The sequence below is a fragment of the Saccharophagus degradans 2-40 genome, from assembly GCF_000013665.1.
Taxonomy (GTDB): Bacteria; Pseudomonadota; Gammaproteobacteria; order Pseudomonadales; family Cellvibrionaceae; genus Saccharophagus; species Saccharophagus degradans.
The window spans coordinates 4,496,576-4,514,473 of record NC_007912.1; the positions used below are offsets into that span (position 1 = coordinate 4,496,576).

Annotated in this window: 12 protein-coding genes; 7 read left to right on the forward strand and 5 right to left on the reverse strand. The window is 49.6% G+C overall.

What is annotated here, in order from left to right; all coding sequences use genetic code 11:
• The first annotated feature begins 154 nt into the window (after positions 1-154).
• Positions 155-1,456: a hypothetical protein gene (locus SDE_RS18510; RefSeq protein WP_011470010.1), complete on the forward strand. Its 1,302-nt coding sequence runs from the start codon at positions 155-157 to the stop codon at positions 1,454-1,456.
• Positions 1,457-1,555: 99 nt separating this feature from the next.
• Here the strand turns inward: SDE_RS18510 and SDE_RS18515 are convergent, their stop codons facing one another.
• Positions 1,556-3,874 (reverse strand): Tex family protein, encoded by a 2,319-nt coding sequence (locus SDE_RS18515; protein ID WP_011470011.1) that lies wholly within the window; start codon positions 3,872-3,874, stop codon positions 1,556-1,558.
• 434 nt (positions 3,875-4,308) lie between these two features.
• On the opposite strand from SDE_RS18515, the gene SDE_RS22750 reads away from it, so the two are divergent.
• Positions 4,309-5,001 carry a fibronectin type III domain-containing protein gene (locus SDE_RS22750; protein ID WP_011470012.1) on the forward strand — a complete coding sequence of 231 codons (693 nt, stop codon included), beginning with the start codon at positions 4,309-4,311 and terminating at the stop codon, positions 4,999-5,001.
• Between the two features lie 390 nt (positions 5,002-5,391).
• Positions 5,392-5,853 (forward strand): fibronectin type III domain-containing protein, encoded by a 462-nt coding sequence (locus tag SDE_RS18525; RefSeq protein WP_011470013.1) that lies wholly within the window; start codon positions 5,392-5,394, stop codon positions 5,851-5,853.
• A gap of 76 nt (positions 5,854-5,929) precedes the next feature.
• On the opposite strand, the gene hpaR is transcribed toward SDE_RS18525, so the two are convergent.
• The 4 genes from hpaR to SDE_RS18545 form a co-directional block, all read right to left on the reverse strand.
• Entirely contained in the window at positions 5,930-6,352 is a 423-nt protein-coding gene (gene hpaR / locus SDE_RS18530) for a homoprotocatechuate degradation operon regulator HpaR (RefSeq protein ID WP_011470014.1), read from the reverse strand.
• Positions 6,353-6,684: 332 nt separating this feature from the next.
• Complete coding sequence (locus tag SDE_RS18535; protein WP_011470015.1) at positions 6,685-8,271, reverse strand: hypothetical protein; 1,587 nt, start codon at positions 8,269-8,271, stop codon at positions 6,685-6,687.
• Between the two features lie 15 nt (positions 8,272-8,286).
• Complete coding sequence (locus SDE_RS18540; protein WP_011470016.1) at positions 8,287-10,767, reverse strand: LamG domain-containing protein; 2,481 nt, start codon at positions 10,765-10,767, stop codon at positions 8,287-8,289.
• A gap of 3 nt (positions 10,768-10,770) precedes the next feature.
• Entirely contained in the window at positions 10,771-12,039 is a 1,269-nt protein-coding gene (locus SDE_RS18545; RefSeq protein WP_417750315.1) for a hypothetical protein, read from the reverse strand.
• A 797-nt stretch (positions 12,040-12,836) separates the two neighbouring features.
• On the opposite strand from SDE_RS18545, the gene SDE_RS18550 reads away from it, so the two are divergent.
• From SDE_RS18550 to SDE_RS18565, 4 genes are all read left to right on the forward strand, one after another.
• Positions 12,837-15,779, forward strand: coding sequence for a type II secretion system protein C (locus SDE_RS18550; protein ID WP_011470018.1), 2,943 nt, complete (start codon positions 12,837-12,839; stop codon positions 15,777-15,779).
• Positions 15,780-15,901: 122 nt separating this feature from the next.
• Positions 15,902-16,681 (forward strand): outer membrane beta-barrel protein, encoded by a 780-nt coding sequence (locus SDE_RS18555; protein WP_011470019.1) that lies wholly within the window; start codon positions 15,902-15,904, stop codon positions 16,679-16,681.
• Entirely contained in the window at positions 16,651-17,337 is a 687-nt protein-coding gene (locus SDE_RS18560) for an outer membrane beta-barrel domain-containing protein (RefSeq protein ID WP_041324892.1), read from the forward strand. The genes SDE_RS18555 and SDE_RS18560 overlap by 31 nt, the downstream gene beginning before the upstream one ends.
• 24 nt (positions 17,338-17,361) lie before the next feature.
• Positions 17,362-17,883 carry a TlpA disulfide reductase family protein gene (locus SDE_RS18565; protein ID WP_011470021.1) on the forward strand — a complete coding sequence of 174 codons (522 nt, stop codon included), beginning with the start codon at positions 17,362-17,364 and terminating at the stop codon, positions 17,881-17,883.
• Positions 17,884-17,898 lie beyond the last annotated feature (15 nt).

A 17,898-nucleotide genomic window follows, 5' to 3' on the forward strand; every position in this document is an offset into this window, starting at 1 on the left:
GGCTCTCGCAAAAAGCAATTGGGGTTATTCAGAGTTTCTCTAAACAAACTTTTACTTGCTTAGCGCTAGACACCGCAAAGCGTCGCCCATACCATTCGGGAGCGGTTGCGGTACAAGGAGCTTACTGCGCGCGCAAACTAAAAAGGAGACACATGTGAATCACCCGTTACGCTTATTTTTATTGGCAACCCTCGTAGCCACTACCCTCGCCGCATGCGGCGGAGGCTCAAAGTCAAAAGAGCCCAGCCGAACAGTTGAGCCAGGAGATTTTGACGATCTCTATGCTTACAAAACGAATTCGCCCTACGCCAATGTAATAAAGCAATGCGTAAGCGCTGAAGATGTTGATGATGCCTGCACACTAGCGACGTTACCCGTAATAGGCATGGAGGATGAAAAGCCCGATATAGCCGCCATTATGGATAGGGTTGTGGTTTCTCACGCGTGGATGGGCGAGCGCTTTGAAGAAGTGCTTAACGCCCTGCCAGCCGAGATGCTTCCCATATTCCGCGCGGTAACAGCAGTGGTGATTGATGACGACATTCGCCCCGCTTTTTACACCACATTAACAGGTGCCATTTATTTAGACCCAGCCTACCTGTGGACCCTGCCCAGCGAAGCGCGAACCATTAACCGCAAAGAAGACTACCGAGCAGGTTTTGCCGACCCGCTGGCGTTTCGGTCACGCCACCGCTACGTAATTGGTAACAATTACGCCTACCGCTGGGTATCTCTAGAAAATGCCACAAGCAGTCGCCGCGTGGACGACATATTGGTACTTATTGCCAACTTAATACTGCATGAGCTTGCGCACGCCAACGACAACTTTCCCCCAGGAAGTTACGCAAACCTCGACCCTCAGAGTAAAATCGCATATCAAGCTGGTGCACGGTCATCTATAGGTATCTCTCAGCGACTAACCAACAGCGACCCACTCACCTCAAGCACCCTCTATTCCTTAGCAGGGGTAATGTACAGAGGCGTAAGCCCAACCGCGTCCGACCTTGCCATAACCGGTGCAGAAGTAGGCGCGGCATTTGAAGTGGACGCCGCAGCCGATGACTACGCCTATACCTCGCAATTTGAAGATGTGGCCATGCTGTTTGAAGAAGCCATGATGAAATACTTCTTTAATGCCGATCACGACGTAGCCTACACCACAGCCCCCCAAGAAGGGGAAGAAGGCTTGTGCTCAGGCTACCCAATGGAATGGGGGGTGCGAAACCGACTTGGCGACAGTGCCGTAAAAGCACGGGCTGAGTTTGTAGTAAACCAAATTTACCCCAACTTAGACACCGAAGTATTTTTTGAAAACTTCCCCTTGCCACAGGATTTAAATCTAGACGGCAATTGGTGTGACTCTATAGTGTTAAACAGCAATAGCGCCGCAAGAAGAGAGAAGCCTCAAACCGACAATCAAGTCGACCCAAGCTATATCGACCGGCCGTTTAGATAATTCATTCACAATCTAGCAACAATAAAAAAGGGGTAGTCATAAAGCTACCCCTTTTTGTGACGATCAAGTAATTGCTATCAAACAACCACTTAAATAACGTTACTTTTTCTTGTTAAGCGCCTGCTGAAACAGTGCTGCCATGGTGCCTGAAGGCTGAGCAGCTTGCTGTTTGGTGTTGTGACGACGCGCCTGTTTCGCGCCCTGACCACCGGCTCCGCCAGCTGGGCGACCTGTTACCTTTTCACCTGGCTCATCGTCCATACGCATAGACATGGCGATTCGCTTGCGCGGCACATCCACTTCCATCACTTTAACTTTCACAATGTCGCCGGCTTTTACCACTTCGCGGGGGTCTTTAACAAAAGTGTTTGAAAGTGCAGAAATATGTACCAAACCATCTTGATGCACACCTACATCGACAAACGCGCCGAAGTTAGTCACGTTAGTTACCGTGCCTTCCAAAATCATACCCGGCTCCAAATCTTTTATGGTTTCAACACCATCTTGGAATTGCGCCGTTTTAAACTCTGGGCGCGGATCGCGACCGGGTTTTTCTAGCTCGGCAATAATATCGGTCACCGTAGGTAAACCAAATTGCTCGTTGGTGTACTCTGCAGGTTTTAGACTGCGTAAAAAGCCCGCATCGCCAATTAAACCGCGCAATTCGCGTTGGTTTTTCGCGGCGATTTGCTCTACCACCGTATACGACTCGGGGTGAACACCAGAGGCATCCAATGGGTTTTCTGCCCCAGCAATACGCAAGAAGCCGGCAGCCTGCTCAAACGCTTTGGCCCCCAAGCGACTTACTTCTTTGAGTTGCTCACGGCTTTTAAAACCACCGTTTTTGTGGCGGAACTCCACAATATTGTTGGCGATAGAAGAGCTTAGGCCCGACACCCGCGCCAATAGTGGCGCCGAAGCGGTGTTGATTTCCACCCCCACACCGTTCACACAATCTTCTACTACGGCATCTAGCGACTTAGCCAAACGGCTTTGTGATACATCGTGCTGGTACTGGCCCACACCAATCGATTTAGGGTCAATTTTCACAAGCTCGGCTAGCGGGTCTTGCAGACGACGAGCAATGGAAATAGCGCCGCGAATCGTAACATCCAAATCTGGGAATTCTTTCGCAGCAAACTCAGATGCAGAGTAAACCGACGCACCCGCCTCGTTCACCATTACTTTTTGCGCTTTAATATCTTTGTGCTTTTTAAGTAAATCCCCCACAAATTTATCGGTCTCGCGGCTAGCAGTACCGTTACCAATCGCAATTAAGCCCACGTTATGTTTTTTACATAAAGCCACAATCACAGCTTCTGCTTCGGCGATGCGGTTTTGCGGAGGTGTAGGGAATATAGCACCGTGATCTAATATTTCACCGGTAGCGCCAACAACCGCCAGTTTTACACCCGTGCGCAAACCAGGGTCTAAACCAATAGTCACTTTTTGCCCTGCAGGAGCTGCAAGCAACAAGTCTTTTAGGTTGTGGGCAAATACATCAATAGCATCCGCCTCTGCACGCTCGCGCAATTCACTAAATAAGTCTGTTTCTAAGTGCGTGCTTAATTTTACTCGCCAAGTCCAACGCACCACTTCGGCAAGCCATGCATCCGCAGGGCGGCCTTGGTCTTCTATTTGCCAGTGAGAGGCAACCATAGTCTCACACGGGTGACGCTGACCTGGCTCTAGCTCATTATCTAAGGTAAGCACCATCGTAAGCACGCCTTCATTGCGGCCGCGGAACATAGCCAGTGCGCGGTGCGAAGGGGTATTGGCCAACGGCTCTTTGTGCTCAAAATAATCTTGGAATTTCGCGCCCTCAGCCTCTTTGCCCTCAACCACGGCAGCACTTATATAACCTTCTTGCTTTAGGAATTGACGCATCTTGTTAAGCAGAACGGCATCTTCACTAAAACGCTCCATCAAAATCTGCTTAGCGCCATCAAGCGCCGACTTAATATCGGTAATTTTATGCTCTTCGTTAAAGTAGGCTTGCGCTTCGGTTTCTGGCACCAGGCTTGGGTTGGCCAACAGAGCATCGGCTAATGGCTCTAACCCTGCTTCGCGAGCAATTTGCGCTTTGGTGCGACGCTTGGGTTTGTAGGGCAGGTATAAATCTTCTAACTGTGTTTTTGTCTCGGCACCTTTAATTTGCTGCTCTAACTCGGGGGTGAGTTTTTCTTGCTCAGCGATGGATTTAAGAATGGTGTCGCGGCGGTCTTCCATCTCGCGCAGGTAGGTTAAGCGCTCTTCTAAGTTACGCAGCTGAGTATCGTCTAGCCCGCCGGTAACCTCTTTGCGGTAACGCGAAATAAAAGGCACGGTAGAGCCTTCATCAAGCAGGGCCACCGCGGCCTCAACCTGTCGCTGCTGTACATTGAGTTCATCGGCAATACGATTGTAAATTTGCTGCATAGTGGGAGGATCCTGAAACTTATTCTAGTGACTTGATAACGCTGAGCGTCAAACTGGCTGCTTCGCCGAGGGACGAGAATTATGCGCATTTATGCGCAGCCACGACAGTCTTGAATTCCATTTTTTTTTGTGGTGCCCATTTTAAACCGCTAATTTCAGGTAAATACCTTATAACGCGCCACATTGTGCAAACCTTTTGAACTAAGCCCACATTAGTGTCATCGCATTTGAGTACTATGCGCTGCCAAATCAAACTCCAAAAGTGATTAATTTTTCGACACAGGTCACATAACCCACCGGATGGCACCTTAAGCATCTCTATCGCGATACTTTTGTTAACCACTTCACAACCAAGACTAAAGTACTAGACTAGTATTCATACTAAAGAACCAATCGGTCTGGTTCTAATTAGGATGTAATGAGGTAATCAACGCGTGAAATTCGATATCAAAGTAGCTTTACTGCTTTTAGCTAGCACAACATTTACGGCCTGCGGCGGTGCGCCCGGCCAAAATGACAGCGATAGCTTAGTACCCAAAAACCAGCCAGACTTGGATGTCGATACCCCTGAACCACAACCAGAGCCTCAACCTGAACCACAGCCTGAGCCACAGCCTGAGCCGCAGCCTGAACCACAGCCTGAGCCGCAGCCTGAGCCGCAGCCTGAACCACAGCCAGAACCGCAACCAGAGCCACAACCTGAGCCACAGCCAGAGCCACAGCCAGAACCACAACCTGAACCACAGCCAGAACCGCAACCTGAACCACAGCCAGAACCACAGCCAGAACCGCAACCAGAGCCGCAACCTGAACCACAGCCTGAGCCGCAGCCAGAACCTGAGCCACAGGCAAAAGTGACAGCGACTATTTCTTGGGATATTCCAGAAGAGCGTGAAAATGGTGCAGATTTACTTTTAAGCGAAATAGGCGGGTATGAAATTATTTACCGCAAAACGGATACACAGGTTTACGAATCCATAGTAATTGAAATGCAAACCCAAACTGAATACGAGCTAACCAATTTAGATGCAGGGGAATATGAGTTTTTGATCGCTGCGTTTGATGCCGATGGCCTATACAGTGACTTTTCTGACCCAACACTAACAACTTTAGGCAATACCAACTAGTTTACCTCGACCGGCGGCAGGGAAGCCGCACCCCACCCCTTCTTTAAAAAACTCACCAATTCCACTGCCTACTTTTCACTCACAAATTTTACAAATTTGTAATAACTTAGTCTTAGAAGATAAAGTAGAATCTCAAACTGTTAACTAATGCACATAGTTATAAAAAAGCACTACACACAAACGAGCAAGGCATGTAGTAATAGCTGCTCGCCATTAGGACTGAAGTAGACGCTCCTCCAGCAACGCAGCAGATAACGCCGCGGTTGCGTACGAGCAGCAAGGAAGCGCAAGTTCCAGCTAACGCGAAGGGTTATTGCCAAACAAGCGGTTGTCTGGGCTACCAACAAATTTTAAATAACAATAATCGCGTTTTCTTGTAGAGAGAATCGGATGCATCCTGTTAAAACACTCATAGTTGTACTCTTAGCAACTGTTGTATTGAGCGCTTGCCAGAAAGAAGAAGAGGAATCCTTAGTAAACAAAGGGTCGCCCGAGATAGATTTGCCAACTATCCCTGATGTAGACTCGCCAACATCGCCAAGCACGCCGCAAGCACCTAGCCAACCAACCACCCCCGTAAACTCATTTACGGTATCAATTAGCTGGGACATTCCAAGAGAAAGGGTAAATGGCGAGGAATTGCTTTTAAGCGAAATTGGTGGCTATGAAATAGCCTATAAGCGCACGGTTGATGAGAGCTATTCGATTGTTATTGTCGATAACCAGAACAGTCAGACCCAAGAGCTAACAGGTTTACCCGCTGGCCATTATGAGTTTCTTATTGCCGCTTTTGATTCGCTAGGTATATATAGCGACTACAGCGACCCTACCTTTGCCGATATTGGTAATTAATACCCTCGCAGGCACATGCTTATGCATCGGCCCACCGCATCACGGGCCGTTACATTAAAAACCGACTACACAGCCACTAATCGACCTGCCCTACAAATTCCATAAGCAGGTTGTTCAGTTTCTCCACCTTCGCTGCCCCCATATCGCTACTAAACTGCTGATACTGCTTGGACATGCTTTTAAATATACGCTGGTGAGTTCGTTTACCTTTAGCAGACAAGCGTATATTTACTACACGTTGGTCCGCTGCATCTGCTTTACGCACTATTACCCCATCAGAATCCAGCTTAGCCAAAATGCGCGACAAGCTTGGCCCCAGAATGCAGGTAGACTCTGCCAACTGCTGGGTGTTCAGCGCTTCGTGCATAAAGAGTGCGCGAATGACTCGCCACTGCTGTTCGGTGAGATCCAAGTCGGCGAGTACTGGCCGCACGTACGATATCGCTTTCTCCCTAGCGCGCAATAACAATATGGGTAGAGTTTCGCTTTGGGTTGTCATCTTCTTGCCTTTGCCTTTGTTTACCTAGTTCACTATTAAGCATAGCCAAGCATTATGTTTATTCGCGCTCAAACAGCGTTAGATTAAAACCCATTGGTTCTATTAACATGCTAATGAATAGAATTAGGGAATATTGAAGCAATTTAACGGCTTTTCACGTCATTTTTCTGACAGTTTTGCATAACTTTACGGAGTGGGGCACCCCAAAAGCCAAAATAGTGAAGCTGTTAAATGGTTCTAAAGCTTAAGGAAGATAGAAAGAATAGCCTCTCTGCGATAAACCACAGAGAGGCGGGATGTAACGAGGAAACGGCAAGCAGCCCCAGAAAGAGCTAAACCGGAATAGTGCCGCTTACAATCGGTTCGAAGGCTGTGAGCGCATCCATTTGTAAACTATTACCCAAGCCGTGGGCCATACCTCTGCTGGTAAAGGCCTGCTCAAAGGCGGACTGGCCATCACCGTGCAGTGCCATATAGTTAAGCATTACAGTCTGCACTAACAGGTTAACGTTATTGGCACATGCACTCGAGGCTGTTTCCACATCACCGCTGCCGCGCATCCAACCTATTTGGTTAGTGCTACCAGCCAATTGCGCACGCCCATTGGGGTTATAAACCAAGAAGAATGCCGCAGCCGTTTGCTGGTTATCGCCTGTCCACACACCTTTACCGCGACCATTCATAGAATCATCGGTCATACCGTTACTGAATACAGAGCCATCGCTGTAAACGTATAGCATAAGCGGTTTGCCCATGCGTGCAGCGTATTCCAAGCAGGCGCCCATGCAGCGACCGGCGCGCAAATCGCGCATTTCGCCCGTGGCGCGATCACCTGTGTGGTAATCGTATCCGCCCATCGTAATGGTGCCGGCACCGGCATAACCATTAACCACAAGTTTCATAATTGACGCGGTTTTTTGAAATTCGCGGTCGTTATTGAATTCATCCACGCTGAAAATACCATTAGCGCCCACAATATCGGGGTCGGCCGCAGGGTCTAAAAACGCAGGGTTAGGGAAGTTTTCTGCAAGATAGGCACTTTTCACATAGGCACAGCTAACCAGCTCTTTTACTGCCGCATCGTTGCTCATACCCGTAGACACTCTGCCCAATTTGGCATCACTTAAGCGCGATACCGACTCCATAACCGACACAATTTGCTCATCGGTAAGGGCGCCAAAGTCACCAACATCGACTAGGCCGGTAACATCACTGGGGCGGTCCACTTTGGTGGGGCGCACTTCGTTGTTGATCATATTCAGAGGCGCCATAGAGTTGCCGCCTGACTCGCTTGAGCGCGAACCGATTAACGCCAACAACTCACCATTGGCACCTGCCATGTTAATGGCATACATAGGGTTGTGAGGGTTATTGGCCGTGTCGTTCTCTGAGCGCGCAGCAATAACAGCACCGTTAATATTAGGCGCCGTGCTCATAAGGTTTATTTTATCTTTAATGCCACTTAGGAAGCCGCTATCGCTGTGAAAGGCCAACCCCAAGGTAGTATCGGTATGGTCGCCGTTACTGGTTTCTGTTGGCGTTGCCTCGGTTACACCTGGCACCATATCGCCGGGCAACCCCTGCTTGCTGTAGCCCGCAGTCGATAGGAAATCCATTTGGCCGCCTGCCCCGCCAACCAATACGTTCGAGCCAGCTATGTTGGCCCCGCCTGCAAGGTCGATACAAATAAACGGAATTTTGCCTGCGCCTGCGGTAATACCGCAGGCACTTAAGCGCGACTCGATATCTGGCGATAAAGCCATGGCGCGCTGTGCCATCATGCTAAGCATAGATGCACCCGCAACCGTGCCCACACCGGCTTTAAAACCCTGAGCAATAAGCTCGCGGCGGGTACGTGGTCGACCGTGATCTAGCAGCGTAAGGGGTTCGTCTAATTTAAAATGTGTACGTTTAGCCATTGGAGTGATCCACCTTTATTGCAATAACATCACGGCGCTACCACCTGCGGCAGCACACACAGCGATAACCGCAGTTTGGGTATCAGCTGATGACATATCATTGATTAAGTTGTACAGATGCGTTTTTAAGGTTGCCACATCCGGCTGGGTGGCGAGGGTTTGCATTTCGCCATCTACATTTACCTGTGCTGCAGTTAGGCCTGCCAATAGAGGGTCGACAATAAGATCTCTAGAGCCAGAATCTAAACTGCCACCAAAATTAAACCCGGGGAAGTAACTGGCACGCGCAGAGCTGTCGGAAACTAACTCGGTGCAGTAAGCAACCGAAAGCTGCATGACACCGGCTTGATGCGCTGCCAAGAAACCTTCAATTTGCTCGGATACTGGCAATTGCTGGCGCACTAATTCATACACCGCTGCAACCGAAGGCGTGGCGCTATCTACGCCCGTTAAGTTGGCCAAAGTTGCATTTATTTCACCAAAAATACGCAGGCCAATATCTGCTTGCTCTGCAATATTGGTCTCTGTAGGCTCCGGCAAAACGGTATCGTCTACGCGGGTATAGGTACGCTCACCAATGCGATCAAAGGTAAGGAAGAAGTCGTCTTCCGCTGCGCCTTTTTCTAAAGGAATAAGCGCACCAAGCGCAGACATGGGCACACCATCGGGGCTGTAATTTTCGCTGTTAATGGTTACCGCTACATTCGCAAACGCCTGACCGATTGGCGCCTCTTTGCCGTTTATACCTATGTGGATACCTTCAATAGCAATATCACCCGGTATGGTTGCGGCTGGGTCCAAGCTTATAAAGAATGGCTCGCTAAATAAGTAACTGTACGAATCAAACTGCTGTGCCTCGAACGCCACATAGGCGCTTGGCACATCAATTAAATGCGACACGCCAAACAGCATAAAGAATTTTTCACCCACACCAGCATCGTAATTCGAAACAATTTGTTCTGGCGTAAGTACGCGACTGTGCACTGCCAAAAAACGCACCGTGCCCTGCCACATTTGTTGGTTGTCTACTTCGTTGCCTACGGCAAGCGCGAAGGTATCGTCCCAATCATTCAAGTGACCTGCCGCTTCTGGGTCGTCAGCCACTAGCTCGCCATTCACGTAAATTGAACGGCCGTCGAGCAGGTCATAGTTAACCACCACGTGCTGCAGTGTGGCTTGCAATACTTCATCGGCATTGGGGGTGGATAACCCCGGCATGCCATCGGCGCCAAAGTTTTCACCGCGCGTAAGGAAGTCGTAGTTATATATGGTTTGCCCGAGGGTAAAGTTGGTTGCGTCGCTACCACCAGAATAGGTGACGATACGCGCAGGGCCATCTTGAGCAACGTTGCCAGGCACTACCCACGCTTCTACAGAGTATTCGCCAGTAGCTGTAATTAAGCGGTGTAGTTTTTGGCTACCGCTTGTTGAGCCCTGAGCTTTACCGCCGTCGAACGACACACCCCAGTTTCCTTCCCATGCATAGTTACCGGAAAGCGTCAGATCGAGCGCAGGCTCTACACCACTGGTATCAAAAGCCATGGGCGAGCCTTCGCCAGCTTTAAATTGATAAAGGGCAATCACATCGGACTCATAACGACCGCCACTACTGGCCACAATACCCTCAATTTCTAAACGCAATGCACGGCTGGTATGTAACGCTGGGTCTACTTCTGTAACGGCAATACCGTTACTAAACGCCTCTAAGGCGGTTAGCATTTCGCCAGAGCTGTATGCACAGCTGTCTTGCGCTGGGTTATCTTCATTCGGCCAACAGTTGTGCCCTTCGCTGGCAAGGCGCACATAAAAGCGCGACTCCGCCGGTGAATCTAAATTAATTTTCGATTTAGCCGAACCGTAAGCAACATCGTGATCTTTACTGCCAAAATAGGGGCGCTGCTGTGGGTTACCTTCTTCCGCGTGACACGAAGCGCAGTTTTCTACTAACAGCGGATAAACCGTACTAATAAAGGTGTCTGGCGTATCGGGGAACGACTTACTATCCACCACTTCGCGCTCTGGCGGTGCAGTTAGAATGATTTCGTTCACTTCCGCACCCGAGTCGTTAGCCCAGGAGGCTATAAAGTTGGTAATGGTGTCGGCACACACGCTTAGTTCTGGGCGCCAGCATTGGTGACCGCCACCCACTTTCGTCACCATGCGCGATAACGCCGGTGCAGATAAATCCACAATGGTATTGGCAGCTTGATAAGCCAAGTTGATGTCATCGGCGCGCACGAACTGTGGCGATTGGCCGCCGGCAACGTGACAGGCCCCGCAGCGATCTTCACCGGCAAGTTTATCCCATACATTTAATTTAAAGTTTTGTACGTCGTCGGTGCTTGGCGAAGGGCCGTTATACACAATGCCGGTATCTTCGTCGCTTACATCTTGGTTTACGTTGGTCTGTACATCTTGGCCGCTGCCACCACTACAACCGGCAAACAAAACTGCGGTTAAAGCGAGCAAAGGCAATTTAGAAAAAAGGCTATTCATGGCTTAGTTTCCTTTGCAGTAGTCGGCGGCTTGAGCAAACACGCGTTTGATGTTGTAGCCGTTGGCGGCAAAATCGGTCACCCAACTATTCAGTGTTGCTTGATCGTTCGGATTGCCATCGGCACCGTCTATGCCGTAGTCGGCATCTGGGTCACGCAAACACACGGTTTTGAATACTTTCTTTACTTGGCATTGCGCAAAAGCTTGGCTGTGAGCCATTTCCATCATCATGGTTTTTGCACCGTTGCCACTGCCAGGCAAGCTCGTATCCCAGCCCAAGGATTTGTTCACCCCTTCGCGCCAATAGTTATCCCACTTATCATCAGGGGTAACAAAACCGTAGGGGAAGGTAGCGCTATTAAAGTGGTATTTGGCCTGCACGCGGGTGCCCGTTTCGGGGTCTATGTCACCCTCGCTGTTGTACACCAACTGACCGTTCTCACCGGTTAAATCGTTTTCGGGGTCGTATTCATAGTTGTAATACGCCAAGCCCTGCGCCATTGGATCCATACCCGCATGGCAACCCATACAGCCGTTTAGAAATACGCGCGCATCGCCGCCAGGGCTGCGCGATACATCTTGGCGAATACGATCTGGCACACGAGTAATATCGTGAACTTGTTCCAGATCCATACACATATGATTCATTAAGGTAAAACGGAAAGCTGCGCGGTTGGTGCCCGCAATTAAGAACGCTTTAGAAGCGGCGCGAGAGGTGACCACACCAGATGTTGCTTCGGCAGGTAAGCCAGTTACTTCTGACTGCAAGCTGCGATCGAGTGTATCTTTTAAGCTAACGCCGGCGTCTTCCATCGCTTGGTAATGGGCATTACTCGAATTGGAATAGGACGGTGTAATACCGTCGCCCACATAGATAATATCCGCGTATAAAAGCTCTCTAAAATCCAATTCATCGCGCACAAACCCAATTACGGTGGCGGTGTAATCATTTAGCGGCACAAATACGTTTTGTTCGCGGTTGGTCCAAGGCGCAGCCCAGTTTTTAATAGTCTCGTTATAAAAACTATCGTTTTCCATGGCTATCTCTGCCGCAGCCATCGCATCGCCCGCATCGAGCTCAGCTTTCATTGCAAGCAACACAGATTCAGTGGGGGGCACACCTGCCAAGCGGTCGTGCATGCGCTTCGCTTGCTCTAGCGTGCCAGCCATAGCCATACCAGAACACAAGAGCGCACCGGTTGCGGCAGTTGCCAACAAACTCAGCGCACCGCGTGAAGTAGGTTTCGATAGTTTGCGATCGTAATTGGTCATCGCACATCTCACAGTAAAGTTAATAATATAAGGAGACCAAGCTGCAGCCGGCCCTCCGTGGATAAACTCTGCCCGCCAAACACAAACCCGCATAAAAGCTTTGCATTAACAGGAATAAAGCAGGCAGTTTTCTATTCTGTATGACACCTTATGTTAAACCGTGCCAAAAATTGTCAGCCTGTAACCAACATATTCACATTAAGTGTTGTTGGCTTTAGCTTCATATAACACGCAGCTTAGGTTTTTATGTGACCAAACCCCGTTTAGCGGTGCGTATTATTTAAGCTACTAGCTAGAGAAGGCACGAACTGTTCCCGCCAACCTGCGCGACATCACAAAACCGTGCAATAGGCGCCAAAATGAGAACCAAGTCATACTAAATTTGCGTCTCACAGGGGTAATTATGCTAAAAAGCCCCATGTCACCACGAGAGCAGCCGCACGCTTTAGCAAACTCATTAACAAATACCGACCACCGCGTATAAATTACCGACAAGCGACACTTTAAGATTGCGCGGCTGCCAGCCAGTACTGATAAACATTAAAAATCGGGTGCAGAGCAAGCGCACACATTGCAGCAGGAGCACCACGCAAGAAATGTCGCAAGTTCACAAATTTACATTTTGGTAGGGCTTAAATGGCGGCAACGGCATAACTCTTGTTTCTTTTGTTAACTTACAAAAAAGTTAACCGATTAAAATAATATTCAACACCTTAACGCGCTATATAATGGCGCGAAGGTAACGCAACATCTGATAGATAGCGCTGCGCGCAACGGATACGGACAGGCGAAATAGCATGAATAAATACTGGCTCTACACTTTCACCTCTGCCTGCGTGCTAGCTGCACTTGGCGGCTGTGATGCGAGCAACGGCGATTTACAGGGTGGCAGCTCCAGCGGCCAAGACCCCGACCCAGTGGTAGTGGATTTCCCTATTGCTTATGTCGAACGCCCCCTGCCGCGCGACGATGAGTCTGGCATGCTACTAGCCGACAACGTATTGGACCCAGCCGCCTTTAAGCCAGGCGCAAAACTTATTATTAAAGACCGCGCCGCAGTGGCAGCCAGTGAGATAGTACTTACCGCAGGCGTTTTTGGCAGCGCCAATACAGATGGCGACGAACCACTCTACGATGTAAAAGATCTAGAAACGTCGGACGATGGCTTAAAACTTATATTTGCCATGCGCGCACCCGCCGATGAAGATGCCGACGAAGATGAACAACCCACTTGGAATATTTGGGAATACGACCGCGAAACCGACGTTTTGCGTCGTATTATTCAATCGGATATCGCCGCAGAAGCGGGCGAAGATGTGGCACCTTACTATTTACCCGATGGCCGCATAGTTTTTTCCTCCACCCGCCAACGCCGCAGCAAAGCTATATTGCTGGATGAAAACAAACCTCAGTTTGCAGCGCTTACCGAAGACAGAGAGCAAGAAGCATTTCTACTGCACGTAATGGACGACGACGGCGCTAATATCGAACAGCTTACATTTAACCAAAGCCACGACTTGCACCCAACCGTGCTCGATAACGGCCAAATTCTATTTTTGCGCTGGGATAATTTCGATAATCGCGGCGGTATGGATCGACTCAGCCTGTACACCATTAACCCCGACGGCACCAACCCCGCCCTTGCGTACGGCTACCATTCACAACTTACTGGCACCAACAGTACTGAAGGCGTTTTTAACCAACCTCGCCAGCTACAAAACGGCAAGGTGCTAGTGAATTTACGTCCGCGCGAATTCGATCAACTAGGCGGCGACTTAGTTGAAATAGACATAGACGGCTATACAGACCTCACCCAAGCTGCTGGTAGCAACATGGGTGGCGTCGGCCCTGCGCAGGAAGTGGCCACCAACGCCCCTGTGCACACCGACGGCACACCCTCGCCCCACGGCTTTTTTAGTAGCGCCTACCCCATGGCCGACAACACCGGCCGCTACTTAGTAAGCTGGAGCCCATGCGTGGTGCGCGGCTACCGTTTTGGCACCTATGTAAATGCTTCGCTGCAACTCATCGACGTCGCCGGCGACTTTGTTAATCGCGATGGCGAACTGCTTGCAGAAGGCCAAACGGCCATCACAATCGAAGAAGACGAAGTAGGCACCTTCCCCTGTAACGATCGCACACTTGCCAGTACCGCTGTCGTTTTAGCCGAGCCCATGTACGGCTTATGGGTGTACGACCCCGTTATCGCCACCCAATCGCCCGTAGATTTAGCTACCCCAAATCGCATGGTTACCGAAGCGGTTATTATGGAGCCGGTGACACCCGCCACCCACCTAGAAACCACATTGCGCGACCAAGATAGAGCCGCACTGGTAGAGCAAGATGTAGGCGTTGTGCATATTCACAGCGTTTACGACTTAGACGGCGAAGACACCTCCCCCGCAGGCATTATCGCCACTGCCGACCCCATGCAAGTCGCCCCCGACGAGCGCCCTGCACGCTTTCTGCGTATATTAAAAGCGGTATCGCTGCCCGATGACGACGTATTCGACTTTAACCTAGGCGTTGCAGACGGGGCGGGTAACTTCCGCATGAAAGATATTCTCGGCTATGTACCGGTGGAGCCAGATGGCTCGGCCATGTTTAAAGTGCCCGCCGATGTGGCCGTTACTTTTTCGGTGGTCAATGCCGAGGGCAAGCGTATCTCCGAGCGTCACCAAAACTGGTTTACTGTGCGCGCAGGCGAGGTGCGCCAATGTACAGGTTGCCACGTGCGCGACTCCGAAGTGCCCCACGGCAACGCAGCCAAAGGCTTAGACTCTATCAATATGGGGGCGCTCTCTAGCAGCCACTTCCCCAACACCGTATTGCTAGACACCCTCGACCCCATGAACCCGCTGCCGCAATTGCCGCCCAATGTGGGCGAAACCATGGCGGCCTACTACGCGCGTATAAACAGCAGCAGCTCCTCCACGGTAGACGGCGCACGCACACCATCGGTAAATATTTACTTTGAAGATGAATGGACAGATGAAACCACGGGGTTAACCAAGGCAGATATAATCGATTTCAGCTACAACGATTTAAACTCGCCAGCGCCAACCACCAATTCCGCTTGCATCAATAACTGGAACAGCCTCTGCCGCGTAGTGATTAACTACGAAGATCATATTCACCCCATCTGGGAAGCTTCGCGAATGATAGACAGAGGAATGGGCGAGGAGAACTTTACCTGTACCACATGCCACAGCGCAGTAGACGAAGCCGGGCTACAAAAATTGCCCGCTGGTGAGCGCCAGTTAGAGTTAACCGGCGAACTATCACAGGTTAACAATAATTATATGGTGTCCTACGCTGAACTATTCTTAGCTAGCCCAGTGTACGAACTCAACCCAGAAACAGGCATACTGCAACCTGAAACAGAACATAAACAAGTTGACGGCGTATTCGTGTACTATGCGAGACAAACCATCGTAGACGAAGACGGCAATGAAGAAGTTATCGATATTGAAGCGCCGTTAGACACCGAGTTTGAATTAGTTTTAGATGAAGAAGGCCAACCCATACCGGTTATAGTAAATACCGATCGCACCTTTGGACGCATCATGGTGCCGGGCCGAGCCCTATCAAGCCAAGTGTTTTTCAACACGTTTTCGCAAGCAGGGGCAACGGTTGATCACCGCGGGCTATTGAGTGGCGCCGAACTAAAACTTATATCAGAATGGCTGGATATAGGTGCACAGTATTACAGCAACCCATTTGATGCACCGCCCGATTGATAGTAAGCGTGCGCTTACACTTCGCCCTAAACAGCGATTAGAAACAGGTTAAATAACAGCGTTTAATAACCAAAAACACATACAGCAATCATTGCCCATCACAATAGGCTTAGCGTTGATTAATGATTAAATTAGGTTTTGTACACACAGGGAAGGCGCTGCTCGCCGCAGCGTGGGTGGCGCTAGCACTATTTTGCAACGCCAGCTTAGCCGAGCCAAAAGAAGAGCCCGATGGCTTGGCAGTTGTAATCGCAGACCCATTTGTAAACGTGCATACCGGCGCAGGCCGCGGCTACCCCATTTTTCACATACTAGAAAAAGGCGAGACCGTCTGGCTGCAAAAACAGCGCACCGACTGGTTTAAAGTGGTAATGAAAAATGGCAAGTCCGGCTGGGTAAAGCGCAGCACCCTTAACGCAACCCTAAATGGCGAAGGCCCACTCATTGCCTTTGATTACTCGGGCGACAAAAGCTTCCCCAACCGACGCTGGGAACTGGGCATGATGGGCGGTGATTTTGGCGGTGCCAGCGCACTCACAAATTACGTGGGCTATCACCTTACCCCCAACTTAGCCGCAGAATTAAAATACACACAGGCGTTTGGGTCATACTCCAACAGCAAACTGCTTAGCCTTAATGCCGTGCACCAAATTTTCCCCAACTGGCGACTATCCCCCTTTTTCACCTTGGGTAGTGGCGTAATACTTATCGAGCCAGACTCCGACTTAGTACAATCTCAAGATCGCGAAGATACTGTCATGACTGTTGGCGGCGGGTTTATGTTTTATGTATCGCGCCGGTTTATGCTGCGCGCCGAATACTCCGACCACAAAGTGCTGACCAACAGAGAAAATAACGAAGAGGTTTCAGAATGGAAAGCAGGTTTCAGCGTTTACTTTTAACAAGCTGCTTATTGCTAGGAGCCTCTTTAGGCTATACACCGTCCGCCTTTGCTCAACAAGAAGAGCGCGACAACGGCAAAATTGACGAAGCGACTGTGCTAGATGCAGTAATAAGCCCAGACCTAAAACGCCGCGAAATAGACGAAGCCGAAATTGATAACGAAGATTTCGAGTTTGGTTTTTTTTCGGGCGTAATGAGCGTAGAGGATTTTGGCAGTAACAATGTGTACGGCGTGCGTGCGGCGTACCACATCACAGAAGATTTTTTCTTAGAGGGTAATATTGGCGGTACTCAAACCAGTAAAACCAGCTTCGAAGTATTAAGTGGTGGCAGCGACTTACTTACTGAAGAAGAGCGTGAACTGCTCTACTACAACATGTCGCTAGGCATCAACTTACTGCCAGGCGAAGTTTACATAAGTAAAGATTACGCCTTTAACACAAATTATTACGTAATATTTGGCATGGGCAACACCCAGTTTGCCGGCAACGAATATATTACCTATAACTTTGGTGGCGGCTTCCGCTTGTTCGCCACAGATTGGCTGGCACTGCGAGTGGATTTTCGCAACCACCTATTCACCCATAATATTTTAGGTGAAGATAAATCAATCCAAAACCTCGAAGCCCAAGCCGGCCTCTCGTTGTACTTTTAGCGCAAACTTAATTGGAGTTGCAATATGTTTATTCGCTCGTTTAGTCGTATAGCTTGCTTTGTTATTGCTTTGGGGGTGCTCGCACAACCTGCTACCGCAAAAGAAAAAACAACGGCTTTATCTGGCCCAGCACCAGATTTCACACTTAAATCCAACACTGGCAAAAACATTCGCCTATCAGAGCTGCGCGGCCAAGTGGTTATGCTCAACTTCTGGGCGAGCTGGTGCGGCCCCTGTAAGCAAGAAATGCCATTGCTAGATGCCCTCTACCAACGCTATCAGCCCGCAGGTTTTACCTTGTTAGGCATTAACGCCGAAGAAGATATAGGCGCAGCCAAAGCCCTGCTCGCCAAAGACCCAGTTGCCTTTCCTGTTTTATTCGATACAGACAGTAAAACCAGTGAAACCTATGGCGTAGATGCTATGCCTAGCAGTGTGCTTATCGACTGCAACGGCAATATGCGCCACCTGCACCGCAGCTACGTGCCAGGGGACGAAAAAATTTATAAAAAACTAATAAAAAGCCTTCTAAAAGAATGTAAATAATCTCGTTAAAGAGAC